The organism is Pseudochrobactrum algeriensis (assembly GCF_018436245.1).
In the GTDB taxonomy this organism is placed as follows: Bacteria; Pseudomonadota; Alphaproteobacteria; order Rhizobiales; family Rhizobiaceae; genus Pseudochrobactrum; species Pseudochrobactrum saccharolyticum.
This window is the reverse complement of record NZ_CP075360.1, coordinates 232,123-257,453: the sequence shown is the minus strand read 5'-3', so window position 1 is coordinate 257,453 and position 25,331 is coordinate 232,123. Positions and strand designations below refer to the sequence as shown.

At 51.9% G+C, this 25,331-nt stretch carries 31 protein-coding genes; 3 read left to right on the top strand and 28 right to left on the bottom strand.

The genetic code is table 11. From position 1 onward, the window contains the following. Positions 1-8 precede the first annotated feature (8 nt). The 23 genes from KHQ09_RS01450 to KHQ09_RS01340 all read right to left on the bottom strand — a co-directional run bounded on the left by KHQ09_RS01450 (position 9) and on the right by KHQ09_RS01340 (position 21,124). Positions 9-1,454: a hypothetical protein gene (locus KHQ09_RS01450; RefSeq protein WP_213600172.1), complete on the bottom strand. Its 1,446-nt coding sequence runs from the start codon at positions 1,452-1,454 to the stop codon at positions 9-11. Positions 1,455-1,457: 3 nt separating this feature from the next. After that, positions 1,458-4,745 (bottom strand): DUF4815 domain-containing protein, encoded by a 3,288-nt coding sequence (locus KHQ09_RS01445; RefSeq protein WP_213600171.1) that lies wholly within the window; start codon positions 4,743-4,745, stop codon positions 1,458-1,460. Between the two features lie 8 nt (positions 4,746-4,753). After that, the gene (locus KHQ09_RS01440; RefSeq protein WP_213600170.1) at positions 4,754-5,272 is read right to left on the bottom strand and encodes a hypothetical protein; all 519 of its coding nucleotides are present in this window, start codon (positions 5,270-5,272) and stop codon (positions 4,754-4,756) included. Continuing rightward, positions 5,272-6,075, bottom strand: coding sequence for a phage tail protein (locus tag KHQ09_RS01435; RefSeq protein WP_213600169.1), 804 nt, complete (start codon positions 6,073-6,075; stop codon positions 5,272-5,274). The genes KHQ09_RS01440 and KHQ09_RS01435 overlap by 1 nt, the downstream gene beginning before the upstream one ends. Next, the gene (locus tag KHQ09_RS01430) at positions 6,075-6,920 is read right to left on the bottom strand and encodes a baseplate assembly protein (RefSeq protein WP_213600168.1); all 846 of its coding nucleotides are present in this window, start codon (positions 6,918-6,920) and stop codon (positions 6,075-6,077) included. Before KHQ09_RS01430 ends, KHQ09_RS01435 begins: the two co-directional genes overlap by 1 nt. Then, positions 6,917-7,324, bottom strand: a complete 408-nt coding sequence (locus KHQ09_RS01425; RefSeq protein WP_151159505.1) for a GPW/gp25 family protein — start codon at positions 7,322-7,324, stop codon at positions 6,917-6,919. Before KHQ09_RS01425 ends, KHQ09_RS01430 begins: the two co-directional genes overlap by 4 nt. Then, entirely contained in the window at positions 7,282-7,539 is a 258-nt protein-coding gene (locus KHQ09_RS01420; protein ID WP_151159504.1) for a hypothetical protein, read from the bottom strand. The genes KHQ09_RS01425 and KHQ09_RS01420 overlap by 43 nt, the downstream gene beginning before the upstream one ends. Positions 7,540-7,549: 10 nt before the next feature. Continuing rightward, positions 7,550-7,813 carry a PAAR domain-containing protein gene (locus KHQ09_RS18575; RefSeq protein ID WP_213600167.1) on the bottom strand — a complete coding sequence of 88 codons (264 nt, stop codon included), beginning with the start codon at positions 7,811-7,813 and terminating at the stop codon, positions 7,550-7,552. Positions 7,814-7,816: 3 nt separating this feature from the next. Beyond that, on the bottom strand, positions 7,817-8,305 hold the full coding sequence (locus KHQ09_RS01410) for a phage baseplate assembly protein V (RefSeq protein ID WP_213600166.1): 489 nt from the start codon (positions 8,303-8,305) through the stop codon (positions 7,817-7,819). Then, positions 8,295-9,101, bottom strand: a complete 807-nt coding sequence (locus KHQ09_RS01405; RefSeq protein WP_213600165.1) for a hypothetical protein — start codon at positions 9,099-9,101, stop codon at positions 8,295-8,297. The genes KHQ09_RS01410 and KHQ09_RS01405 overlap by 11 nt, the downstream gene beginning before the upstream one ends. Further along, entirely contained in the window at positions 9,098-9,511 is a 414-nt protein-coding gene (locus KHQ09_RS01400) for a hypothetical protein (protein WP_213600164.1), read from the bottom strand. Before KHQ09_RS01400 ends, KHQ09_RS01405 begins: the two co-directional genes overlap by 4 nt. 5 nt (positions 9,512-9,516) lie before the next feature. Beyond that, the gene (locus tag KHQ09_RS01395) at positions 9,517-10,536 is read right to left on the bottom strand and encodes a major capsid protein (protein ID WP_151159499.1); all 1,020 of its coding nucleotides are present in this window, start codon (positions 10,534-10,536) and stop codon (positions 9,517-9,519) included. A gap of 46 nt (positions 10,537-10,582) precedes the next feature. Further along, positions 10,583-11,242 carry a head decoration protein gene (locus tag KHQ09_RS01390; protein WP_213600163.1) on the bottom strand — a complete coding sequence of 220 codons (660 nt, stop codon included), beginning with the start codon at positions 11,240-11,242 and terminating at the stop codon, positions 10,583-10,585. Positions 11,243-11,309: 67 nt separating this feature from the next. Next, a complete protein-coding gene (locus KHQ09_RS01385) occupies positions 11,310-12,536 on the bottom strand; it encodes a S49 family peptidase (RefSeq protein WP_213600162.1) in 1,227 nt (408 codons plus the stop codon). A 16-nt stretch (positions 12,537-12,552) separates the two neighbouring features. Beyond that, positions 12,553-12,849 carry a hypothetical protein gene (locus KHQ09_RS01380; protein ID WP_151159496.1) on the bottom strand — a complete coding sequence of 99 codons (297 nt, stop codon included), beginning with the start codon at positions 12,847-12,849 and terminating at the stop codon, positions 12,553-12,555. Continuing rightward, positions 12,846-14,441, bottom strand: coding sequence for a phage portal protein (locus KHQ09_RS01375; protein WP_151159495.1), 1,596 nt, complete (start codon positions 14,439-14,441; stop codon positions 12,846-12,848). The genes KHQ09_RS01380 and KHQ09_RS01375 overlap by 4 nt, the downstream gene beginning before the upstream one ends. 2 nt (positions 14,442-14,443) lie before the next feature. Continuing rightward, positions 14,444-16,465 (bottom strand): terminase gpA endonuclease subunit, encoded by a 2,022-nt coding sequence (locus tag KHQ09_RS01370; protein WP_238481515.1) that lies wholly within the window; start codon positions 16,463-16,465, stop codon positions 14,444-14,446. Then, the gene (locus tag KHQ09_RS01365) at positions 16,365-16,862 is read right to left on the bottom strand and encodes a terminase small subunit (protein ID WP_213600161.1); all 498 of its coding nucleotides are present in this window, start codon (positions 16,860-16,862) and stop codon (positions 16,365-16,367) included. Before KHQ09_RS01365 ends, KHQ09_RS01370 begins: the two co-directional genes overlap by 101 nt. Positions 16,863-17,115: 253 nt before the next feature. Then, positions 17,116-17,652 carry a hypothetical protein gene (locus tag KHQ09_RS01360; RefSeq protein ID WP_213600160.1) on the bottom strand — a complete coding sequence of 179 codons (537 nt, stop codon included), beginning with the start codon at positions 17,650-17,652 and terminating at the stop codon, positions 17,116-17,118. Positions 17,653-18,042: 390 nt separating this feature from the next. Then, positions 18,043-18,579 carry a lipocalin family protein gene (locus tag KHQ09_RS01355; RefSeq protein ID WP_213600159.1) on the bottom strand — a complete coding sequence of 179 codons (537 nt, stop codon included), beginning with the start codon at positions 18,577-18,579 and terminating at the stop codon, positions 18,043-18,045. A gap of 84 nt (positions 18,580-18,663) precedes the next feature. Beyond that, positions 18,664-19,284, bottom strand: coding sequence for a hypothetical protein (locus KHQ09_RS01350; RefSeq protein ID WP_213600158.1), 621 nt, complete (start codon positions 19,282-19,284; stop codon positions 18,664-18,666). Then, entirely contained in the window at positions 19,256-19,672 is a 417-nt protein-coding gene (locus tag KHQ09_RS01345) for a hypothetical protein (protein WP_151159490.1), read from the bottom strand. The genes KHQ09_RS01350 and KHQ09_RS01345 overlap by 29 nt, the downstream gene beginning before the upstream one ends. A 9-nt stretch (positions 19,673-19,681) precedes the next feature. Then, a complete protein-coding gene (locus KHQ09_RS01340) occupies positions 19,682-21,124 on the bottom strand; it encodes a DnaB-like helicase C-terminal domain-containing protein (RefSeq protein ID WP_213600157.1) in 1,443 nt (480 codons plus the stop codon). A 68-nt stretch (positions 21,125-21,192) separates the two neighbouring features. Between KHQ09_RS01340 and KHQ09_RS01335 the strand changes: the two genes are divergently transcribed. Then, positions 21,193-21,891, top strand: a complete 699-nt coding sequence (locus KHQ09_RS01335) for a hypothetical protein (protein WP_213600156.1) — start codon at positions 21,193-21,195, stop codon at positions 21,889-21,891. 5 nt (positions 21,892-21,896) lie between these two features. On the opposite strand, the gene KHQ09_RS01330 is transcribed toward KHQ09_RS01335, so the two are convergent. The 4 genes from KHQ09_RS01330 to KHQ09_RS01315 all read right to left on the bottom strand — a co-directional run bounded on the left by KHQ09_RS01330 (position 21,897) and on the right by KHQ09_RS01315 (position 23,861). Then, positions 21,897-22,562 (bottom strand): hypothetical protein, encoded by a 666-nt coding sequence (locus KHQ09_RS01330; protein WP_213600155.1) that lies wholly within the window; start codon positions 22,560-22,562, stop codon positions 21,897-21,899. Further along, positions 22,562-22,840 (bottom strand): hypothetical protein, encoded by a 279-nt coding sequence (locus KHQ09_RS01325; RefSeq protein WP_213630805.1) that lies wholly within the window; start codon positions 22,838-22,840, stop codon positions 22,562-22,564. The genes KHQ09_RS01330 and KHQ09_RS01325 overlap by 1 nt, the downstream gene beginning before the upstream one ends. 107 nt (positions 22,841-22,947) lie before the next feature. Continuing rightward, positions 22,948-23,478 carry a hypothetical protein gene (locus tag KHQ09_RS01320; RefSeq protein WP_213600153.1) on the bottom strand — a complete coding sequence of 177 codons (531 nt, stop codon included), beginning with the start codon at positions 23,476-23,478 and terminating at the stop codon, positions 22,948-22,950. Continuing rightward, on the bottom strand, positions 23,475-23,861 hold the full coding sequence (locus KHQ09_RS01315; RefSeq protein ID WP_213600152.1) for a hypothetical protein: 387 nt from the start codon (positions 23,859-23,861) through the stop codon (positions 23,475-23,477). The genes KHQ09_RS01320 and KHQ09_RS01315 overlap by 4 nt, the downstream gene beginning before the upstream one ends. A gap of 74 nt (positions 23,862-23,935) precedes the next feature. Between KHQ09_RS01315 and KHQ09_RS01310 the strand changes: the two genes are divergently transcribed. Further along, complete coding sequence (locus tag KHQ09_RS01310; protein ID WP_213600151.1) at positions 23,936-24,121, top strand: hypothetical protein; 186 nt, start codon at positions 23,936-23,938, stop codon at positions 24,119-24,121. A gap of 100 nt (positions 24,122-24,221) precedes the next feature. Here KHQ09_RS01310 and KHQ09_RS01305 read toward each other — a convergent pair whose 3' ends face one another. Next, positions 24,222-24,419, bottom strand: coding sequence for a transcriptional regulator (locus KHQ09_RS01305; protein ID WP_151159484.1), 198 nt, complete (start codon positions 24,417-24,419; stop codon positions 24,222-24,224). An 82-nt stretch (positions 24,420-24,501) separates the two neighbouring features. On the opposite strand from KHQ09_RS01305, the gene KHQ09_RS01300 reads away from it, so the two are divergent. Beyond that, entirely contained in the window at positions 24,502-25,314 is an 813-nt protein-coding gene (locus tag KHQ09_RS01300; protein WP_213600150.1) for a LexA family transcriptional regulator, read from the top strand. Positions 25,315-25,331: the final 17 nt, after the last annotated feature.

The following is a 25,331-nucleotide window of genomic DNA, read 5'->3' as shown; positions in this document are numbered from 1 at the left end:
CTTATCCCTTAGGCAACACGCAGAAACACTATGCGTTCGGAGGTTCGCCCCCAACCTGCGTTCACTCTAAACCTTCCCATAGTGGTATAGGCCACTGTAAGGCTTGACCGAACGTGAGGATCGTTTTTATCTACAGGAACACCCGACTGATCCGCGCCGCCAATCATCTGCGCCCAAGTTTCCCATCCCCAATCATGTTGCCCCTCCAAATTGCGTGGGCGTCTTCGGTTATCTGTTGAGCCACCATCAGTTTTTGAAACGCAGAAGGCTAAGCATTTAGTCCAAGGTGCGACAGTTTCTCGCCATGGCCAGTCCTCATTATTGAAGACGGCAAAGCCAATCTCAACAGAGGTTTTGCCCCACGTCATTTTATTGATGTAGTTCCAGAGATCCAGAGTGCCGGTTAAATCCCACATCGCCCCCGAAACGTTACCGTTAGTGTGAACCTCCGCTCCAGAAACTTTTAAGGTGTTGGCTGCTTGTACCACTCCGGTCGGATGAACCTGCAAGAGGTCACGTTCCCAAGCCCCCGTTGCAGGGTTCATCTTGCAGAGTACGAGAACACCGTCTGACCGAAGTATCCATTTCTGGGTATCGTCGGCATCACCTGTAAAACCAAAGCCCAAAAGGTTTCGATTGACGTCGCTATTCCCATTTCTCAGAGAAAGATGCGTTCCAATTCCACGTCCTGTAAAGTTAGGGTTATTGCGATCCAACTTAGCCGCAACCTGTGCGGGAGTAGCAGCTCCAACATCTTCCGCAGACAGGTTGATGACACCTGTCTGCCCATTAACAGATAGCACTTGATCCGTCGGCGTAAGCATTTCCTGCCAGTTAGCCAACACTGTAGCCGGCTCTAAGCGTAGGATGAACGTCTTCTTCAAGTCAGTCCGTACAGCAACATCACCACGTTCAGCAACCAAGGCCAGCATGGAGGGTTGCGAATTGACAACAAACGTATCGGCAATTGCTACCGGTGGCAGCTGAGACGATGGAATTTTACCCGCGGCATCAAGTGTTGCCACACCGTTTGGAACACCTCTGTCAACGGTACCGAGCGCATCAATATTTTGACGCGCCCGCGATTTTTGAGCAAGGGTAAAGGCCTGCACAGAATCAACACGCACTCTTAGTGCGAGAGCATCAGCCGTACTGTTAGTGAGTGACTGAATGCTTTGATCAATAACTGATTGCTGAGCAGCTTGTGATGTCTCAATCTCGCTTCTCACCTGATCTGTGGTGATGGCATCCGTAATGCCATAACCATTGAGCGTGGTCGGTCTGTCAGTGATATCCGCAAAGGAATGCTTATGGCTTATATAAGCATCCTCAAAAGCCTTGAACCGGCTGTCGATGGCTCCGAATGTGGACGCCACCTTAATCATCTCAACGATCTGTAACCCGTATGGGTTTGGGATATCCCAATGATAATTTGGCGTCTTCTCATTTGCCATATTTTACACCTTTGAAAGCAACATGCGCATGCTTTTGATTTCCGGCCGAGCCGCTGGCGTGCCGGTGATTACGACCTTTGTTTGCGCATCAAGGTTGTTTGCGGGATAGGAAGCGCGGATATAAGTCTGCTCAACCACACCGTCGCCCAAGGGCGTTGCACTGGATACATTGACCTGAACATAACTGCCCGGAGCACCGATGCTGACCTGTGCGCCCGATCCTGCTGGCAGGAACGCATCGAATGTCACCAACACTTTATTGGTGTCAGTGGCATCAATAGCGCGGGTGTAATAGTCAGCCGTTGGCTGTAATTCCCCTTCCACAATCTGAACATCAGGGAACAGGAACGGGGTTACATGCTCTGATCCACGAAGTACCGCTTCCACCACAATATCTTCGTTCTGGATGTAATCCGCGAACTGGTGAATTTGTGAAGGGGCAGAGGTGATGATCTCATTACGCGCTGAACGGGTCAGGCGAATTAGCACCTCGGCTTCCGGATCAGGGATTTCAACGCCGGCACGAACGATCATGTCTGACATTTTCAAGGTTTTGAAACTGCCGATAGGGATCACCCGCTCGACCGGATCAAACTTGCAGGCCAACATGTCAAACCAAAGGTCTGCCTCGTTGTGAACAGTCCATGTCGATGCATTGGAGGATGACAACAGCACGCCAACCGTGAACGGCTGACCGGTGATCACCTCGTCCGTGTCGATATCGATCTTGCCGATTTCCGCTGTATAGAGCGAATGCTCAGCATCATCTGTCAGGACAACAAATGCATATTCACGCCCGGCTTCCAGATAAACCGGAAAACGGAAGCGCGCGACAAACTGTTCGCCCTCAGTCAGATCAGTGGCAGGAACAAATGCTTCTGCAAGAACGATAGAAGTTGGCATACCCACTTCACACGTTCTGATCTGTACGAGCACAGCATTGGTATTTGATCCTTTCTTTGCGCACCACAAACGGATCGCAGAGAGACACCTTGCATTCACGAGAGTAAATGTCTGTGCCAGAGGATCGCGGCCTTCACCACGGCCACCATCGCCACCTCGTTCGCTGACGTTGTTGACGTTGGTGATGTTGTTAATCACCGTGTTGTTGATCACCGGCTGCGGCATTGTCTTGGATGAAGTCTCCAAGGCTGATGCAAGCCGGTATTCTTCAATGGTGATCTCCCCACGGCCAACATAGGTGCAGGATGCGCGAGTATTCGCAGACCCTTCAAAGAACACCGTCTTTGAACCTGATGGTACATTTGCAGGGATAGCGAATATCCCTGAAATAACACCATCTGCGTTTGCCGGAGCGTAGGCAGTAACCGGAAGTGCAATACCGTCGAACTCCAGAGCAGTCAGCTTTTCATTTTCAATGAAGCCTTCCAGTCTGAAATTAACATCGCGCTGACGAACAAACTCTGCCTGCACGATACGCTCACCGATTTTCTCAACGCGCTGCTCCAGAGAAATTCCTGAGATATATTCACCCTCAGGGGCTTCAAAGGATTGCGTTTGCGGTGAAGTCCAGCCCGTCTGCAGATCCGTAAAAATATCGGTCGAAGGCTCGACGCTTGCACGACCGGGCATTCGTGTGAATGTCTGATACGGGTTGATCTTCTTTGAGCTGCTACGACGTGGCTGTGTGATGATCGGGTATTCCGTGTAAGCAAGACATCGGATGCCGACAAACGACGGGAACTCATGCAGCCGTGGTATAATCGGCAGCGTCATTTTCCCACCGAACACCGCTGCTGTTTGCGGAATACCCTGATCCCGCATCGCATCATTACGGAGCGGATCAACAAACAGGCCGCGTTTTGCGCCGACATCACGGCCAGTGACGTCATTCTTGAGACGCTCCTGAGCAACCAGATCATAAAGATCAACGATTGCTGTGCGCATGTCCGTGATCTCATCATATGGCACGTTACGTACACCTGAGGGTTGAACAGCTGGCGGACGCCCCCAATCGTTATGGAGACGTGCCAGTTCGATCATGCTTTCCGGAATAACTGGCCGACGCGGACGGGATACAGCCGACACACCTTTGATATAGACTGGTGCGCCTGCCATATCGAGGCAGAGGGCATCAATGCGGGGCAGTTTGTAGGCATAGTCCAGCAGAACATTGGTACCGTTCGCCGCGCCCGTCACTGTGACTGTGTCACGGGTAACAGCGTCCGGCTGAATGTTTTCATTGTAACGGTATTTTACCGTGTAATTTGAACCGGGGGACGGCTCGGCGCCGTTCGGTGACCAGTCGATCTGGCCTTGCGACAGTATCCAGCTGGCCGGTGATGTATAAACAGTGCCACCCTGTTTAATTTCAAGAATGGCTGTGACTGACGGATGCTGCAGAGGATCAACCGCACCCGAGAAAGGACCATGAAGAACCGTTTCTGTCGTTTCCTTTTCAACCACAACACGGCGGACACTTTCAATCGGTGTTTTGGAAACCTTGAAAATCTGCTTTCCGCCAGTCGCTTCTGTGAAAGGGTGCGGCTCGGCATCAACATTGCGCAGATCAGGTTCTTCAGTGACCTCAACACGCATTGACTGCTGACGTACAATCCGGCGACCGCTGACATAGGCCACACCTTCGGCAATGGACAACACCTGTTTACCAGCACCATTCAAACCGACAGCTGTCACATCAAAGCCGGTATTCACAAAGGAGCCATTGCTCTCTCGCGAATATTTTTCCAAACTTTTGTAGATTTCTGACTGATCGGTATTGGTTTCAACGGTTAGAATTTTACCATCCCGCACCTGAAATACTGACTGCAAAGGTCGTGGGTCAGTTTCGAGCGAGTGCCCCCACGTCAGAATGATCTCAACGCGTGCAGCGCCTTCTTCCATAAAGGCTTCAGTGCCGGGTACAGAGCCTTTCAGGCTGCTGTCTTCGATATCGGTTACAAGGTTTTCCTGTGACCGGACACCAATTACCAATTCACCTGTGTTGGGCAGTACGAAAACAGTCTCATCAACATCATGTACCAGACCACGCATATAGATTGGGCAGGCAGGAAGTCGGACACGAATATGGTCCGCGTCCGGTGCATCCACAATAGGATATTGGCCGTCCATGATACGGCCGTCTTGAATGATGTAATCACCGACACGACGCACCTGATCCAGCGCGCGTGACTGCAGTTCATTCATGTCAGTTGACTGAAGATAGATGCCCTGATGATCACGCCCAAGATCTGGAAACGCAATAGCGTGCTGTCGCCGGCTACGGTCATGTCGATCACCATAGCCAGGGCGCTTGATAATGCTGTTCATGTCGCCTCTCAGACGGTTATGACGAATGTCAGGGATTGGCTGATAGACCCGTCACGCACAATAGGCTGAAAACGGTCGGCCTGAATCATCGTGCCAATATTGGTGATCTCGATGTTGGGCATAAACATTTGCCCCTCTGGCACACCGGCAGCGAAAGCAGTGCCGATCATGATGCCCGCTTCGCGAAGCGTTGTTCCTACAGCATCGGATAAATCCAATTGGAAACGCACGAATACATGCGCTGTGGGGTCAACGCTTTTGCTGTAAGCAGCACCATCCGCCATAATAATGGTACCGGCCGGATCAGGTTTGACGTAATATTTCTCACGCAGCCGGGTTACGCCCACCTGAGCAACCAAACCGGTTTGCGCAGACATCTCGGCATCTAACTGCATTTGTTCCTCGGCATTTGCCGGAGGAGGCAGGTTATCCCATGCCGCATCACCCTGACCAACGGCCAGGAACATGACGCTGTCGTACAAAGCGCGTGCGAGAAACACACGTCCGTTTTGCGTAAATACAGGCATTATTGGCCTCTTTGAACTATAAGTGATGGTTTGCCGAATGGCTGATTATTGAACGGCGCATTGCGGAATGGAGTGGTCGCCTGATTGTTTAGATCAATATGGCGCGCTGATCCGCTGAGCAGTATTGCCCCTTGCTGTCTCATCGGCATTCCGAGAACTACCGGACGGATCATGCTGATATGCTGAGTGCGTTTAACTACGCCGCCGTCAAGCAGAGCAAATACAGGCTGACGCCTGTTTACTCGGAGTGACAGCACAGGCTCAGCATTCGAACGCTTGATACCGGACCAATTGTTCAAGCCTGCATCGCCATTCAGTCGGTGCTTATTGAGACGAAATGCCCGAACATCATAACCGGCAGTAAGACGCGCAAATTCTGATCGAAGCGGTTTCGATGCTTTGACAAGATGCGTGATTGGCGTAACAAAATCGGTATTACGCACCTCAAATGGTAAGTGAATCTGAAACCACCACCATTTGCTTGCTTTGGCGGGGAACTCTTCAATATCCCCGTCATGATTGATCCAGCCCAGCGCCTTGTGAATTGCAGCAGGTGTACCGATTAATCGCTGCCATTTGATCCCGTCACTAATCACAGTACGCAGGTCAGGAAGATATTCGGCAATTTCTGAGAGGCCGTATTCAGCGACAAGATAAGGTATCACCCTATCAATCGGGTGAAACTTCAACCCGCGCAACTCCACAATGCCGGGAGAAATTTCCGGAGAACGATCAAGTGCATCCGAAAATGACTTCTCTAAGAAAGTCATATTGCTCGGTAACAATGCGGATCGCTCTTTCATCAGTAATCGCGCCCCATGTAATTGAGTTTGATATTACCAATTGCAATCGCGGTACCGGCAGCAGCAACAAGCGGGACTGTCGGGGAAACCATTTCTATACGCTGTACGCCGGACAGATGAAGGCGTGCCTCGATCCAAGACGGGGTTAGATCAAAACCAATTGCAGTCTCAATACTCCAAGCCTTACGCAAAGCAGTTTCAAGCGGGGCTAGATCAGTTAACGGAGCCGACGGGAGTAACCAAACATTGGCTTCAATTTCCGTCGTGCTTGTAACCGCTGCCTCAACAATTACTGTATCGTTGAGTGGGCGTACATCATCTCTCATGACAATGTCCCGCACAGCGTCGAGCATTGCAGCATCCGGAATGCCGTCGTTTTCGTGCGAGAGAATTGCAACATGAATGATCGGCCAAAATTCTTCACGGAAAACAGCAACATCACGGATGCGCACGTCTGCCCGACGAGCTGCAGCCTTATACCAATTAGCTCCGCCTGCTGGTGATCGCGCCTGAATATTGAGAACGGTGCGGCTTCGCAACGCTTCATCACCCTCACCCCCCAATCGGACAACATCGTAAAATGCTGCAAGGTGCTCAAGGTCTGACCCTGTAGCAAACGCCAGCAGATTGGCCTTAGCCGCATCATTGATCCGCGCTCTTAGGAGTATTTCCCTGTAACTGCCAACTTGAAGTAACTTGTTAGCAAGTGAGCTTTCCAGAACGAGTGTCGGCTCAATAGTTGGGAATAAACGAATTAGTTCCTCTTGCATTTCAGCAAGACTTTGCTCGAATGAGATTGTTTCAATTACATCTGGCGATGGATAGCTATCAAGATTAATGGTCATATCAATACCAACCCTCGGCCAGCGGCGCCGCTTATTGTTAAATGTTTTGGACTGCCGGAAGTGAAGTTACCGATCAACGCCAAGGGGCGGTAATCGCCTTCAATACGAACGTGGAATTCACCGCTTCGGCTTACAGAAATTGGCGTGATTTTGGTAACCTTGTAACGTGGTTCCCATTGTTCAATTGCAGAAGTGACCGCAGCAAAAAAAGTAACGATTGTATCCGTTGTAAGATTTTCACCCATGAGCTTCGGTACTACAGAGCCATACCATTCACGCATGATACGTTCTCCAAAGAAGGTGGTAAGAAAGTCACCTATACATTGTTCAACGTGTTCCCAGCCGAAGATCAGCTCTCCAGTTACTCGGTTAAGGTCGACGCCGAGGGCTGCATTTTGTTCCATGCCGGTTTCTCCGAGGTTTCTCCCGCTTTACGCCGCTTGATCTTTTCCTCTTGACCCGCACCGACAGCAGTATCATCTGGCGCGAGAACGAGAGTTCCGAGCGCCAATTCGTAAGCCGCCTGATTGTCCGATAGCTCAATCCTGCCGCTGTCCGGCTTGCGCTGGCCTGCCACATAGCGACCGGCGCGTTCGGTAATGAGATAGGTCTTTTTCATAGCTGCCTCTCTATGGGATGCGAAAGAATGATCGCCCTGTCGTTACGTGCCCGCACGTTGCAAGGTGGCCTTCCCGACAAACGGGGATGCCGTCGACGCGGAACGAGGGCGTTCCCTCTGCCATGATAGGGCTGTCGTGCGGCGGGAAGCCGTGCCCCGCAACACTGTCGCCTTTGACCGCGACCGGCTGGCCGTTCACGCGAAACCACGGCACTTGCAAGCCGAGTTGCGTCCCTCCGGCAGCATCGACACCGACGAGCGCAATTCCCGGCATGATTTACCCCTGTGAAAAATCAAAGTCAGATGCAACGGCGCGAATGCCGTTGCCCGATAGTTCAAGAGTCGTTCCGTCACACTCGATCAGGAGGCGCGGAACTTTGACGACAATTTCGTCACCGCGCACCACAACGGTCGCAGAGCCGAAGGTCATGACATTTTCGTCGCCCTTATCACTCGGAGATTTGTTCGCGTCGCTCCACGTCATAGGCAGCGCCAGACCTTGGCGGAAATCGCCCGATCCGTTTAGTACCGTCATTTGCTGCCCCCTTGATGGGGGAGCGTGAACCTTCAAAGCACCTGCTACTTGAGCATACGGGATCGGAGGAGAGAGAAACGGTTCGTCGTCCGTCCCGCCAATGCGGAGACGGACGGTTCCGCCTTTCGGGTCAACCTCGTGAACAGTGCCCTGCGAAACCATCCCGTCGAAACGACGCTCGATCTCAGACGTTCGCCGGAGAAGGTCGGCGAGGAATTGGTCAAGCCTCATTCTCCGGCACCTCAATTTCACCTGACCGTTGCTCGGCAATCGTAAAGCCATCGGTAATGTCAACGGCAGCGAGCTGGACAATTTCGTCAATCTTCACCGGCTTGGTTCCGATGATAACGGCAACGTCGTCAGCAACTCCGAGGTGACCGCGAGCGATTTGCCACGGCAAATAATCGCCGCCCGTTATCTCGGCTTCGATCAGCTTTGCGACGCCCGCATAATCAGCGTCGGCCTTCATAGCTGTTAAGACCTTATCCCACGCGCTGCCTACACAAGGTGTTTCCCCCGGCGTCGGTTCTTCAACGTGGTCAAGTGAATAAATATACTGACGCGCAGCGTACCGAACGCCGTTTTCATCGTCGGCGCCACGGCGGCTTGAAATCGAGTGAACGTTCGTAACCAGTGTGCGCCAAATGTCACCCCAATGCCCGCCGTCTGCGGAAAGGGCTTTCGCAATCTGCCAGCCGATCAGGCCGACCGTCGCCTCAAGCCCTGCGTCACTTGACGGGATAGTAATAACTTCCGTTGTGTCGCCGTTCTCAACTTCGACCGTTACCTTTTGCGTGACGGCAATTTCGATCACAAGCTCAAGCTTATGATTGCCCGCGCGCAAGCCCTTTCCCGTTATGTCGATATTGTCGTCGTCAGTGGTCACGATAATCACCGGCTTGCTCTCTTTGCTCGCAACGAGGTTGACCGGATTAATCTTGCTGTCGAAAACACGATCCTCGGCGAACGTCCGGCCTTGAAGGGCTCGGATTGTCGCGAAGCGAACAGCGAGGGCTGTGAGGCTCATCGGTTACCATCCAGAACAAGAGAGACGACGATATCGCCACGGTCGGAACTTTCCGGCGCGCGGGATAACTTGTAAGGCGGCTCATTCGGCCGCTGTATCATTCGAACGCGATCACCCTCCCGAAGCTCATACGGGATCGCTGCGAACACTTCGGGGCGTAGCCATATGGCCGCATCCCTCTGCGATAAGCGTACGGTCGTGTTGATCTTCGATCCTTGCCGCGATCCGTCGAGAATGTCCGTCTTCGGCGTGAGCGCGACGACAGTGTAAACTCTAAGGATTATGCGGGACGGGTCGGAAAGGTCGTCGGAAAAGTCGCCCTGTTTAAGCGGCTCTATCTGTACGACCTCACCAAACTCGCGTTGCACCGCCATGAAGGCGGTGCGTACTGCGAGACTGTTCAACCGCATGGCACTTACTTCTTGCCAAGCATAAGAACCTTAGGACGTGTGCAGTATTGCAGGGCGTTCATCTGGGTATCGAGATGAATACCCTTATCGTTCGGCATTTTATACTGCTTGGTATAAAGGCGCTGACCGATTGTGTTCACAGTGTCAATGTAATCGGCAGGTGCGAACGCGGTTTTGAACAGCCCCGGAACACCCGTCGGGAAGAAGTTCGCTTTGTCGCTTTCGATGAAGGTTTTCCCATCGATTACGCCGCCGCGATAGTTTTCCCAGACAATGCCGCCAAATTCAAAGATACCATAGCTTGAGCGGTTCGGGCCGATATAGCCCTCGCGCAGAATTTGAGCTTCCGACCAGCCCTTGAAAGTTTCGCGAACCTCCGGATGCGAGAGCAGAGCATCAAAGAAATTGTCACCGACAAAGGCATGAATACCGTTAAACGGAACGCCGCCCAGAATGTCGGACATTTTGCGGACGACTGCCGCGCATTTCTTGCGGAGTTCACCGTCAACAGGATTTGAGGCACCGAGAGCGAAATCGATCTCGTTTCCCTGCGTAACGCCGAACTCGGTAAAGAGGTTGAGCGTTGAACCGTCGGCATAGGTGACGATACCCTTTACCGCGCCGAGGCGGGCATGTTCTTCGGTTACAGCGAAGTTGATGACGTGGGTCTGCTGGCGCTGGCCGACTTTCATCATGACGGTTTCAAGCTGGCGCTCGGTTCCAAAGGCGCGAACGCCCTGAACTTCTTCCGCATAAACCGCATCGTTGATTTCGAAATGCGGGATAATCAGGGAGCGCATATCGCGCTTCTCTTTGCCGATTGTCGTACCCGGCGCACCGCGCGGTGTCGGCGGTACGATGGTCAGAATATCGCCCTTCTTTTCAATGGCGATTGTCGTCGTATCGACGCCGCTGGCGGTGAAAAGACCCATTTCGCCAATGCGACCTGGCTTGTATTTCAGTTCGTTGATTGCGTCGGTCAGATTGGTAACCGAAAACGCATCGTTATTGAAAATGTCCAACATCTGCGAAATCTCCAAAAATTATTAAGTTACGTCGAGACGTTGGGCGTCAGCGAACGAGAATGCCAACGGAGGCGAGATCGGCAGTTGCCGCTGCCTTCTGCTCGGCGGTTACGTCTTCAGGCCATGCGATGCACTGGCCGTTAATTTCGGCGTCACGGAAGATTGCAGCGATCTTAACGGTTTCACTCGCACCGGTAACGGCCGGATAAATCGCGATAGCAGCCGCCTTTTCACTGCCGTCCTGACCGTCAGGGTCATACGAGACCGCGTGGTAATCGCCGGGGGTTTCAACACCGACCGCGATTTTAAAGCTGTCACCGGCCACAAACGCTGCTGTCCCCGCAGTGATCGTGAACTTAATTTCTTTGTTGAACGCTGCACCGACGGTGGCGTTGCCGAGGCTTGCGCCTGACGGGCTTTCAATCGCGAAAACAGTCGCGGAGGTAGCTGTCGCCGTATAGGTGCCGTTCTTCGCTTTCGAAGATACCGCAGGGGAGGCCATAGCAAGGGTACCGTCGCCGGTATTGCCGGAAGCGGCAACAACGGAGGTCGTTACGCCGCCGGCCTGCGCGAGCAGAGCCAAGACCGTACCGGCCTCGATATTCTGGCTTGCTCCGATGGTGACGCCTTCGCGGGAGCGCTGGCCGTTAGCCTCGCTCAAAATAAATTCTCCCGCATGGCGCGGTTCGTTGAACACTTTAGACATTGTTCAAATTCTCCAATGAGAGGGTTCAATCGCTGCGGATCGCGTGCGCCTGAAAGCGCTCTGGCGATCACATGCTTGCGTTAAGTTTGTCTGTGACTTTGCCCCACGACGCTTTTGTCTTTTCGACAGGGGTCTGAGGCTGGTCGGCCTTCGGGTCGAATGTGACAAGACCACTCGGAGCTTCGCTTGAGCGCTGACCTGTCGGCTGCGGCTGCTTCTGTTCTCTTTCCGGTGCCTGCTCGGATGTCGAAGCAGAAAGGCCAGCGAGAGTGCCTTTCACAACATCAGCCGACAAGTCGGTCGTAAATGCGAGGTGCATTGCCGAAGCTTCGCGCCCTTTTGCTTCCGGCAAATTCAAAATCGCCTGAATACGGGTACGTTCCGCCGTTGCGCCGATCTTCTCGCCTTCCTTGCGCGCGGCTTCAATCTCTTCATTATTCATTTTTGCAATCCTCTTGCTGTTTGGTGGCGTTGGGCCGCGCCCTGCCAGTTCTGCGACAACCGCCTCGAATGTGCCGATGCGATCTGCCATCCCAGCCGCGACGGCGGCCGATCCGATAAGCACGTCGCCGCCGCCAAACTTGGCGATCACGTCGTCGGGCTTCACGCGACGGCCTTGAGCGACCGTCGCGATAAATACGTCTGCGAGTGCATCAATCGTGTTTTGAATACGAGCTCTGCCCTCGTCACTCGAAAGGTCTGTCCTCTTGCTGGGCGACTGCGAGGAGATAAATTCGCGCCGACCCGCTTCCGCATCTTTCTTGCTCGTGTCCTGAAAGGCAGCACGGACACCGATAGAGCCAAGGATCGCTGTGTCGGCGATCACGATCTCCGTTGCCTGCGATGCAAGCCAGTAGCCGGCCGAAGCCGCAGACCCGCCGACATAAGCGACAATCGGCTTGATTGCCTTGCCTGCGCGGATTGCCTTCGCCAGTTCATCAACGCCGGTCACTTCACCGCCCGGCGTATCGAAATTGAGAACAATCGACCGGTACGACGGGTTATCGAGGGCGGCTTGCAGATCACGCGCCATAATGTCGTAAGAGGTCGCACCCGAAATCGACGTAAAGATATTCGCGCGGCGGAAAAGAGGGCCGCGCGCTTCGATGATTGCGACCGTGCCCCGCTCCTGCAGGCGCTCGGCCGTCGGTACGTGCTTCGACCGATACGCCTCAAGTGCTTCGATTGAGACATTGTTTTCGCGGGCAGCGACGGAGAGAACGAGTTCCAGCCCTTCGGCTGTGATCGCCCACGGCTCCGCAAGCGCCGCCTGTAAGGCACGCGTTTCAGGCATAGAATCTTCCTTTAGGTTAGTACCGGCGCGAGCCGCCTCGGATCGCAAAGCGCCGATTAACGGGCGGCAATCCTTGTAGTTTGCGGCACTCATCCTCGGCGTCCTGAAACTCTCGACGGAGGATCAAAAGGTTTCCTTGCAGGATGGACGTTTGTACCTCCTGCTCGTTATCGCCATGCCGGAAGCGGACGCGCTGCGCAGAGCCGCCCGCAAGCCGGTCATAGTAAGCGTCTTTCAACGCTCTCGCGCGTTCACATGGGTTATCCCAATTAACCGCAACCTCGTCAGGGTGACCGATTACGTCGTCCGTCATTTCGTTTCGTCCTCCGTAATCAGTTTGTCGCCTACAGGGTCAGGCGTCATTGTATCGCCCTCCGGAAGGTAGAGAGTGGCACGTTTCTTGGCTTCACGGGAGCGCTGTTCATAAACATCCTCCCAATCGACGCCGAGATCGTTGCAAATCATTTCGTCGGACATGACGCCCATACGTTTGTAAACTTCGTGAGCCTTTGCGGCTTTGAGGTCATCGGCCTGCGGTCGGGCAGGCCCGCGCCAGTCAGCCGAACAGGCTGCGGAGCGGTTCGCAATGAACCCCATCAAACCGTTAGGGAACGGGATATTCCCCGCCTCTATCTCCTCCTCAAGCCATGCCTCGTAAACGTGTTGAAGAAAGCGGCCGCAGATATTTTTACGGCGTGCGAGAACGAGAGGCCATTTCTCGGCAGTCGCCATGCGAACGGACGAGTAAGTCGCACCGGTGTAATCACCGGTCAGCGTTTCGACCGTCATGCCGAGGCAGGTCGCAATCTCACGGAGGAGGAACTTGCTGAATGCCTCATAGGTATCGTTCGGATGCTCCGACCGGTTCATCGTCAGCTTCTCGCCGGGGAACAAGTGAGCAATGCGCCCGCCTGATCCGAGGTCAATTTTCGTCTGCTGATACCAAGCTTGTTTAAAGCCGAACAGCGTCTCGGCCTGTGAGCCTGCACTCGCGTCCTGTTCGTTTTGATCTTGCAAAGCGTTCAAGAGAGCTTCGGTCGGTGCCTCGCTTTCGATTGTCGCGGCAAAGACAGCCTGAATAAGCGCGGCCGTCAGCGTCGCGTCGGCAAGTTGGTCATACTGGCGAAGAACGCGCAGAACAGGAGCAAGCGGCGTAATACCCCGAACCTGTCCCGGCGAGCCTTCGAAGACATGCACAACCTGCGGCCGCCCTGCGCCGTCGCGGGCTGCAATATCGATCTGCTCACGAAAAACACTGTCTCTTGTAAAGCGATACGAAAGCGGGAACCCGAAATCGTCTGTCCGAATACCCTGATACATTCGGGTCATGGCGTCCGTATCTTGAACAAGACGGTGCGGCAAAACGAGTTGAACCTTTGTTCGCGTTGTCGAAACGTCGCGTCGGATCGACGGGAGGAGGCTAACAGCCTCGCCATAGGCGAAAGCGGTTTTGAGAACCATCCCTGTGAGCTGCCCCATCGAGTGCTTTCCGGCTGCGTCGCACTCAACCGGATTTTCAGACCAGAGTATCCAGCGGCGTTCGACTTTACTGATCCATTCCTCTGTTTGTTTTTCATCCCATCCGAGGACGGTATGATCCGGTGTCGGGTTGAGGCGCAGGCCGGTGCCGATGGTACTCGCAACAGCCTGATTAACCGCTCCGGCAATCCAGCCAGAATTTTGCAGTGCGTCGATCGCGCGGGCGGCAGCTTCGATATAGGCAGAAAGCACATCTTCGCGGGTATCTCGAAGAGCAGGACGCCACGCGAAGAGCGCAGCAGCCCCGCCGCTGCCAGGCGACCGGAAATACTGCGCGGAGTGCTGCGGGGAAGACGCCGGAAGGTTATGCCCCGCGCCTCCAACGGCATTTCGTAAGATATCAGAAGCGCGAGAGAGTAAACCCATTGTCACAACCCATTAAATCCAGCAGCAAGCCGAGCAATACGGTCGAATTTCGACTCTGCCTCCGCTTTTGGCGCGCCGTTTGCATCAGGAACTGAGATTTTTGGCTCAGTTTTGTCGTCGTCCTTTCGACGCGAACCGGGACTAATCCGATGCGCGTTTAGTTGGTAGCCAGCCGCCGCCGCCAATGCCTCGCAGTCAAGATAATGGTTCTCGCGGGAACGCTGAACCCAGACCGGAGCACCAGTCGGCGAGGTTGTTCGAGCTTCACTTACGATCTGTTGGCAGTAATCATCCGCCGTTTCCCCATGAAGATACCAAGCTCCGAGAGAGGCCTCGCCGTCTTCCCTGATATGCGGGTACCGCAGACGCTCATGAACCCAACTTTTCCAGTGATCAGTATCGAGCAAGTGCAGGGTAAGACCGTATTTAGATGTCTTACCGTCGGCCTTTACTTCGATCTTTGACTGAATAATCGGACGTGTTTGTGTCCTCCGCCCTTTCGTCGGGAATACGAACCGAGGGAAACGCCGTGCGAACGAGTAAACACGATGTTCAGGCACGGCAAATTTCTTGCCCGGGCGGAAACCACTATCCACGAACACAAGACGGATCTGCAGACCATCAATCGGCTGCGTAATGAGATCGGCCAGATCATCCCATACTTCTTGTTGAGAGGTATCTCCCCACAGGTCACCGCTATCGATCAGCCAAGAGGTGGCACGCGCGCCCCACGCTCGGATAACGAACGGGAGGCGGTTTTTCTGAACGTCAATACCAGCCGTTAAGAACAGGGCTTGATCCGGAAGGGTTCGGGGAAGGTACGGTGCTTTAAGCTTTGCAACTTCCTGCCACTCTGGAACATCACCACCGCCCGGCGTATAAACCTCACCGAAACCGGCGTTGACAGCAGTCTGAACCTTGTCGGTTTCACCCGATGCGAGTGCTTTTAGATACGTTTCCGCCCTCTCTCCGAAAGAAACGAAAGGTGAAGCGAGGCCGGATACCCAGAACGATAGCGTCGTCGTATCGGGAGGATCGCCGAGTACGCTCCCGTCCACATTAACTGTTTGCCCCGGCGCAACATAAATGCCCTCGGCGTTCATGGCCTCTTTGTGGACCTCCTCGATAACGCACCCGTTACGAGGACATTCGATAAAGGCTTCGCGACGCGCCTGTGCGGGCGTCGCGGTTTTCGGCCATGATAAGCACTTGAACCGAGGAACAAACCATTCGCGACAATGCGGGCAGCGCCATGTCCAATGATGCCGCGTGCCCTCCTGCCAAAGTCGCCAGATCGGCGAGGTTACATCCTCAGGTGCAACAACCCCCCAAAATTCAAGGCCGCTTTCGTGATCCATCTCAGTTTCGACCATCCCCTGCGACGGCGTTGAAGTTATGCCAGTCATGAAGTCCGCATATGTAATACCGCGAGCTTCGACAAGACCGAGTGGGTCGCCTTGTCCTTTAATGTTCGAGAGCATTTCGTCGTATTCATCGACCAGTGCCAAACCGGCAGGGTCGGATTTAAGAGCCGTTGAAGAACCGGCATGAGCCAGGCGAACGGTAACACCCGCGACACGCTTCAAGGTCTTTTTCATACGCTTACCGCGCGCCAGCTTGCGCTTTAGTTTCGGAGCCTCGTCAAAAAGCCCCATCAGGCGTGGCTCAAACTGGTCAGTGAGGAATTCACGCGACGGACCCACGTAAAGAATAGGAACTGGCCGCGTATCACAGCGGTACCCGATTACGTCAAGGATCGTCTCGGTCTTACCGCTCTGCGCACCGGTGACAAGGACGTTCCGGGTATAACGGTTATCATCAAAACCCCGCGCATAAGGGACAATGTAAGGTGTAAGTAAAGGGTCACGTTGACCCGGCTTTCCGGACGTCGGTGGGTAAACTCGGTTATCCGCCCCCCATTTGTCAGGAGTCGTTTTCTCCGTCGGCTCCCAAAGGATCGCTGCCAGATCGTAAAGCCTCACCCGCTTCTCTGAACTTGCCTTGTGATCGAGCAAACGCCCCATTTAATCCCTTCTCAATCTCCGCGCGCAATTTCACATCGCGCGTTACCGCTGCGGGGATGCCGGTAAGTTCTGCGCGTAGTGTTGCAAAAACATTTGAGACGACGGCTTCAACGTCTTCCATATCGACGAGGCGACCTTCCTCGCGTGCAATCCGCAGCTCCACCTCTCTTTGCCGCGCGGCCTTGAGTCCGCTGTCGGCAGCTGATTTTGATGCTTGCTTTTCTTCGTCTCTCAAAAAGCGGATGTAGCCTTGAACCGCGTCGATAACAGCGTACTTGCCTTTACCAATCTTGGGTATGTAACCGGCGTTTACAAGCTGCCGGATACGCTCAGTGGAGAGCATAAGCAGCACTGCTATTTGCGAGGCATTGACGGTAAAATCTTTTAAGTCAGACATGCCGGTTTCGAACCTTCTTTGACCGTGGGAACACCAACACCAACCCCGATTTTCCAAATTTGAAAAACGCTCATTTATGGGGGTGCAGCGTGACCGCACAGCTTGCCTATGGGGTAAGGTACCTTTTCTTTGCCCCTTGACGTTGCAATGCAGAGGCGCACAGAGCGGCGGAAGCAAACTAATGACTTTGATGAAGCTCGTTACACCTTGCTCGTCTGCGGCCCTCTATGTGACTTTCCCACTGGCGCATCGCCTACCACTTGAACAGGCGTATGAGCTCGTGCTCGACGCGCTTCATGGTAAACCCGTCGACTTGCTTCCACTTAGCTACGGTTGGATCTTTGGTGATCTCTCTCGCAATGTTGGGACCGAACAGCGGTTCGACTGGCCCGCGTTCTGGACTGGTACGTTTATAAACCTTGCCATCATAAGCAGGCACGATGAATGTGGATTTGAAAACTCGGCGCTGTTTCCAAGGCGCAGCGCTTACGCCTTTCTTACCTTGCCTTGCTGCGAAGAGGTTGAGGTTCATCTCATTACCAGTCGCTTCAAGGGAATAAGAAAGTTTATTCGGATTAGCCCGTTTTGTTTCAACGGCCTTATTAATTAAGCCGTATTTAATTCCGGTCTGGCTGACGAGGGAACGCTTGACCTGTGTCCGCGCCATGTCGCCGCCTCGGTTAAGAGCATTTGCAAATATACGTTTAGCTTTTCCATCACCTGCGACGTTCAGGGCTTTGCCAAAGTTATCATAAATGCCGTCCTTTGTGATGACGATATCACCGGACATAACTATTCACTCTCTCCATGTTTGGACAATAAAAAACCCCGACAGGGGGTAAACTGTCAGGGTTCGTTTAATGCTGTCATAGCTCATAAAAACCGAGCATGATAATCATTATCATTCATTTCTATGCCGTCAATATAACCAGTTAAACTTATGATTTTACTCAATTATATTTAAATTTATTAGTATAAATTAAGGCAATAAAAAAGGCCGGGGCAACTCTGCACCGACCTTCCTACTCACCATTTAATTACCAGTGCCAGTACATCCGTGGTCAAAGGTTTAAATTGATGAAGACGTTTGTGAGCGCTGTGAGAAACGCGCTGCATAGCAACGTCTATGAAACCTACATAGATAGCGATTGTGTTCTAAACAAGGATACAAACGATTTTTTTAATTCTGCTGTACCCAGTTAAGTTTGTCAGGGGTAACTCCTACCTCTGATGCAACCTTAATTGCTCGCTCCTTCAACTCCTTAGGAACCTCTGCTGTGCGTGATAGAACCCAAAAATATTTTGGACTTGAACCAACAATAATTGCCCAACGATAATCTTCATCAAGTGCCACAATGTTATAGCCACCATAAAATGGGCCAAAGAACGAGACTTTAAGAGCGCCTTCATATTTATCGCGCACGAATTCAGCCGTTCCCGATGCACGCTTATATCTACCAGAATTTTCATCAACACCGCTGTTAAGCACATTCACTGTGCCATCACCATTAAGCGTGTATTCAGCGGTTGTTTTAATCAGACCTTTTTCAAATCTGTTATCAACGCGCGCGACTTCAAACCACTTACCTAGATATCGATCAAGCTCGAAACCAGTAACCGGGGACACATTTTCGGGAATTTCAGGGTGGGAAGCTTTATATAGCTTATATCCTGCGAACAAACCCACTGCGGCCAATAATAGCTTTTTTGCGTTCATAACAAACTCCTGTCAGTTATAAAATGAACGCATCTAACTGGGTGGAGTTCCTTTAGCTGCAAACGAAAAACAAAAAGGCAGCCTTTAAGCTGCCTCTTGCATTTCCGGATTATGAATTGGTTTTGCCCCTTCACTCATCCAATGCATGACTGTTGCCATCTTACCTAAATCTATACCTGATTTTGGCAGCATTGGCGACACCCTTGACCAGTCAGGGCATTGTAAGGATTGGGCTTTTTTCCAAATGATCGCGGCTAAATCAATTATCTGAGCATCTAAGCGTCGCTCTGCAGTCCTACGAACACGACCCGTTTTTTCGCAGAATGACCGGAATGACCCCACCTTTTTCGGCGCCGCCATACACATGGCATACTGTGAAAGGATCAATCGGCGCTCGATATCGTGCACATAATCCGGCACCCAATAGTATAACACTTCCTCAGCTCTGCTAATTGCCTTGCTGGATGGCACATATCTTATATTGCTTCCGTTGTTTCCATAACCTAAAGAATGCCCGCCGATAGTTTCATCCTGATAGTTAGGCCAGAATGTCCGAACTGCAGATGGCCGGATCATACCAACATTCAAATGCAGCATCGTGTCTGCCGCTTCAATGATCCGTGCACGAACCACAAATGATAGCTCCATAATGAGTGCAGCGTTTTCATTCAGCTGATTAAAGGTCAAGGCGGATTTCTGGCTCATCAAGTATGACCTCCAATTGCTTGTAAATTAAAGTTCTCAATGTCGGCCGGACTGGCCAAGGCCGTCGCGCTACAGCTTCACCGCGCAAAACACCTAGTGGAATCTGATCAAAGGCATCAAGCGCGTCGCCGGCTCGTTCCGCCCAATCTGGGCGCTGGATAAGCACATCAGAGATTGCCCCGATGGTTTCCGACCATAACTCGTCACGGTTATTGTTGGTCTGCCGGATACACCGCAAAACAAAGATCAGGTGACCATCACCATAGCTGTTACGGATTTCATGCATTGTACCTCTGGCGTGGCTCTGTGCAGCAGCTCGGCGGCGGTAGATCGGCACCAGCTTAATACCCAGACCATCCAGAAGCGTATCAAGTTTCCCTTTTGCCATGCACCACCATCAGAACATTGCATCGAAAGAGGCTTGCGCAGTTTCTTCCTGCGGTGAGCGGAACACCGTATATTCCGCATCGAACAGAATTTGTGCATCCTGATTGGGTTCGCCACGGCGGCGTTTGTGATTGATCACAGCAGCTTTGCCACGACTGGCATCATACTTCCTGACTAACTCGTCGCGGCGCTCCTGATGCGTCTCCTGCGGGATAAGCTCTTTGTAGAGCGGTTCCGGCCGATAGAGAGAAAACCACACATCAAGGTTCTGTTTTACACCACCACCGCCATAGGCATCACCTATCATTGGCCGGATATTGCCTTTAGCCTTCCAGCGGCCTTTCCATTCTTCATTACGCTGGATCAGGATAACGATTGCCACATCGAGCGACTTGGCCAGTGCCTTAAGCCCGCGATACAATGCATTCACGCGTTCAGCGAAAAGCTCATTCGATTTACCCGGAAGATTAATCATCTTGGCATGGTCGATAATGACCAGATCCAGACCGGCAGAGCGCTTCATTGCTTCCATCTTGATACGAATGTCAGACAGGGTGCAGTCAGAGAACGCCACGATATCGAATGGCAAGTTCATGGACTTCATAAGCTCAGCCTCAATGCTGCCCTGCTCTTTCGTGTTCAGTGAATAGGAATCCAATCGACCAAGACTGATCCGGCTTGCTTGCGCTGCAGCCTGTAATGCCGCTTCTTCATCCGTGATTTCGATAGAGAAGAATGCAGACTTAAAACCGGCTGTTGCCGCATGTCGACACTGTTGCAGGCTAAAGCTGGTTTTGCCTCCACCACTATCAGACATGAAGCCGATCAGGTTGCCGCGGCGTATTTCTCCGGCGACCTGCGTAATCTCAGGCAGGAACCAAGGGATAAGCGTGTTCTGTTCAAGACTGGCCTTTGCAACCCGCTCAATCGCCTTTGGCAACAACACACCGTATTTCATGGAACCGGCACGTTCATCACCTTCACGGGAAATTTCAGTCAACCGGTCGGCCAGCGAAGCAATCAATTTCGCAGGGGTTGTATCAATCGGCATAGATAATGTTTGATCAATAGCCGCCTGACACGCCATATAAATCTGACGGCGAGACCAGACTTCCAGAATACCTCGTCCCCAGTCATAGACACTCATATTGCCAACGGCTTCGCCAGCCAATCTGATAAGGTATTGATACAGGTTCAGATCATCACTGATTTTCAATTCTGCATTGATGTAAGGTTTGAGTGTCACCGGATTGGCAACGCGCCCCTCGCTGATCATCTTCGCTGCTTTGGCGTAAACATCAGCATGATGCTCATTTGAAAAATGCTCGGGTTTCAAGAATCCGGCGACACGCCAATACGATGCATTATCCAAAAAAATACTGCCCAGCAGATACTGCTCATGCTCAATGGCATCGGGCAGCTTTGGCTCTATGTTTGGCTGATGATAGGTCATGCCGCAGCCCTCTCCAAATTTGAACCAGCTGTGCTATTCAACGGGCAGTAATCGGGGGATGTATCGAAATGATTCCGGGTAAATACAGTGGCCTTGTTACCTGCTTTGCAGCGGCTGGCATGGGAATGTTTGTAGCCATATGGCTGCTCGACTTTGCACTCATTAGAACGAATTGGTGTAGTGGTGCTGAAACAGTTTGCTTGCGTGACTGGTTGAGCGCTTTGAGCGGGTGGGCGGCTGCCATTGCAACATTGATAACTTTGCGTTTTATCTACATGCAGATCAAAATGGCTGCGTCCATACATAGAGAGAACGTTAACCAGCAAGAAGCACCTCATAAAGTCGCAGCCGAAAAGGCTATCGGACATCTTAGAGTAGCTCATAACCTTGCTCGTGCACTTAACGAACAGCTGAGAGACCAAACAGAGAATGAAGATATATATAGCCTCTATGGGCCTTTTTGTCTGAGCGTTTACAATGAACTTCACGGGCTTTTGAACGACCCGGTATTCGAGCGTCTTCAGGCTATTGATGATAGGCAAATTAGCTTTCTCCACCAAAAGACGTGCAGCACACTGAATACTGCTATTCAGATGTGTAATGGCGGCATTACCCGCCAAAAAGATGACATTCTGATTGAAAATGAACTGCAACGCAGAATGGAAGCGCGCATATTTCATAATGTTCTTGAGGAAATTGTAAGACTGCAGGGGACGGTCATCGACGCTGCGTTTAATAGATTCGCGAACCTCCGAATTAGAGATTGAAATAATCATGCCGCCGCCCTCATGCTGAGCATCTTAAACGCCTGAGTATTTGAGGCTGCAAAGGCGATGCCCACCGCTTCCGCAGCATCCGCAGTCTTCACACCAATGCGCAGCGCTCTCGCTCTCTCAATTGCTGGCGTTTTCCAATCGTTCTGCCACTTCCCGCCTTGAGGGTGGCGCTTTATTTTGATGAACTTTTTAGGCGGCTTAAATCCGCTACCGTAATAAGCTTTATGCCAGGTCTGCGGGGCAATCGTCTCAAACGGAATGCGATACGCAGCCACGATAGCGATAACCGCTCCGATATAGGTTGGTAGCAACATTTGGTTGGGATTCACTGTAGAGGTAACAGCATCACCATCGATAAGGTCGCTGTTGTATTTCTCAAACTGCATGATGTTTGGGAGCGGACGCTCTATCGCTACATAATCAAGTGGCTTACGACGGCGGACTTTCGTAAAATATTTGCGGCCATCTTCATCAACACGCTCTTCATCAACATATTCATGGAGCTCAGCAATCAACTGCGTTGCCAGAGAGGCGGCCTTTTCATCAGATGATTTACCCTCCGCCTTTATAACACCAGTCCTTACAGTGGATAGCGATGCGTTCGTGTCTAACCATGCAAATCCGGTCTGCGTTGCCACATCAAGCCCAAGAATAAGCGCCATCACTTAGCCTCCACGATTGAAATAAGAGAATAGATTTCCGCGCCATCCTCAGATCGGGCAATCTTCAAACCCTCAGCTTTAAGCTGCTGGTTCACGCGGATCAGACTATTTTGGAACTGGACATAAGCGCCGACCGGCTGTGATTTCGGATTATCAAAACCGCAAGCATGCATGATGTTGCCACGGGCAATCCAACTGCCTGAATTTGCGCGCATGTAGACGCGCAGGCGATAATCACGAGTCTCATTATCTTGCTGTAAGGCTGGCGCGGTTGTCATTATTTACCCAATTATCCAGAGATATAATGGAGCTACGATCAGAGCAGCGGCCACGAAATAACAGGCCGCCGCCAGCATGATCAGCTCAGCAACAGAAGGCTGCTCTTTCACGCCGCCTCCTGATCCGGAAAGTCCGGATCGGCATCTTCGTCAGATTTCGAATTGATTTTTTCCATGGCAGACTGGAGATTATCGCGCATAAATTTCTGCCCCTTGTCCCAACCACGCAGCCATGCCGCATCTTCATCAGAACCGGCATCGTGTGGGCTTTTCGGGTCTTTGCCTGCAAGGCCAGCCAGTTCGCCCTCACCTTCAATCCGTTCGATTGCTGGTGCACGGTCACGCAGCAAATCCGACTGAAAGCCGGGAACAAGATTAAGCCATGTCAGGATAGTGCCCTGATTGAGATAGCGATCCGTCACTGTGGCTTTGTCGTCGGCATTCAGTGCTTTGATTGCAAAGTCTAGATCACCAAGAACAACGCCTTCGGACTGAGCAATTTTACCATCTTCTTTTTTGGCCTTGTTCACTTCTGCCAGTTTCGCATTGTGAACCATACGTTTACGCATATGATTGAAGAATAATGCCTTACGATCATTCTGTGTAAGTTGGGAATTATGTCCTGTTTTTGCTGTCATGCTTTTGCGTCCTTTTTTGCTTTAAAGAGTGCAGCCAAAGTCTCAGCCTCGCTCTCAATATCCTCCAGAGAAACATGCGGATTAATCGCTTTCTCGACTGCGATTTCATGCTGCAGCCGTCTCAGTTGTTCTTCACAAACATCGACATACGCCGCCCTGATACGAGCAAAGAGACTGGCATCCACCGTCTTTGCTCTGCCTATTCGGATGTTGTTCAGCGACCAGAAAGAAATCCCGTAACGGCTACCAATGCGCCGCATAGCGTTTTCTTGATCACCCCAACCTCTCGTTTCTTTCGCAACTATCTTCCGGACGTACCGGTTCGCTAAATCGGCGCTACACATAACTTCATGCACCTTCTGCTTACTTTCTTTGCACCACATGCACGAATTCCCTTGCTACGTTGATCTCGGGAAACGCCGGTTTGTCCGGAGGTGTCAGAAAGGAACCGAATGAAATGAAAGCACCGGTGAAACGCTTGAGAAACAAATTGCCGGTGCAACTCGAACTACCGCTTTCAGGTGACACTACGCTCCTGGACTGCGGGATGTACTGGTGGGAGAAAGGTGACGGTAATCGCCTGAAACCCGCCAATTCTAATGACCCGTTCGCACTGGACGATAATTTTTCAGACCAGAATTGAGGCGGGTAATGTGTCGGGCTGGTGCGATGGGAGGAGTTGTCGCGCCAGCCCTTTTCCATGTCAGTTAAGCGGGGGAAGCAAATTAGACATGGAATCTGTGTTAAGCGGCTGCACAACCAAATATATCCGGCCGAAGATCATGACGGCTAACACCCGTAATTTTCTCGACTTCAATGGTTCTATCAGCGGGAACGCGCTTCCATTGCGAAACGGCCTGCGGAGTTATCCCACCAAGAGCCTTCGCTAATGCCGTTGAGCCGCCAGCCTTTTGTTTCGCAAATTCACAAATCTGTTCCATACATATATGAAAGCATTTCTTTCATATAATTGCAAGCATTTCTTTCGATGAAAGTTATTCTTTCGAAAGGCATAGTCTCCAGATGAAAGAAGAACACTTAGATTCCACCGCGATAGGTCAGCGCATCAAAGCCCTACGAAGTGAAAGTTTAGGACTTTCACAGGAAGCTTTTGCGCGCCTCTTAGGCGTAACAAGAGGCGCAGTTGGCAACTGGGAACTCGGCAAAGGTATCAAGTTCGAAAACATTCAAAAAATGGCAGTCATTCTCAATCAACCAGTAGAGTGGATTGCTACAGGACGCGGCCAATTGCCGAGCAATAGTTCCAAGGCAGAGCCTTCAGAGGACAAACCATCCAAGCCTCGCCTCGTCTCCAGCTTTGACCCAGATGATGATGTGCAGTCCGGTAACGGCTATACCCGTGAACACTGGAAACCGCACACCTCGGGCGCGATACCTGAGCTTGATGTAAAGCTCGGTGCTGGAAATGGTACGATTGGTGAAGTAATAAATCTGCCTGTTGGCGATAACAGTGTATCCGGCCACAAGGTGATCCGCGAATGGCTTATTCCGGTTGATTACCTACAGGATGAAATCAAAGCATCACCGCGCCACAGCACCATTATGGAAGTGATCGGCGATTCAATGCAGCCGACATATCTGCCCGGTGATCGTGTGATTGTTGATCTTTCACAGGATACGATGAGCACGGATACCGTCTATGCAATCAGCTATGACGATGAACCGCCACAGATCAAACGGCTGCAAAAAGTACCGTTTAGCGATCCTAAACAGGTGAAGATTATCTCGGATAACCCAATCCTTGAGACTTTCTCTGTGGAACTGGACAAACTGACGATTATCGGCCGTATCTGCGGGCATATAGCGCGCAAATAGGTAAGAATATTGGTGTG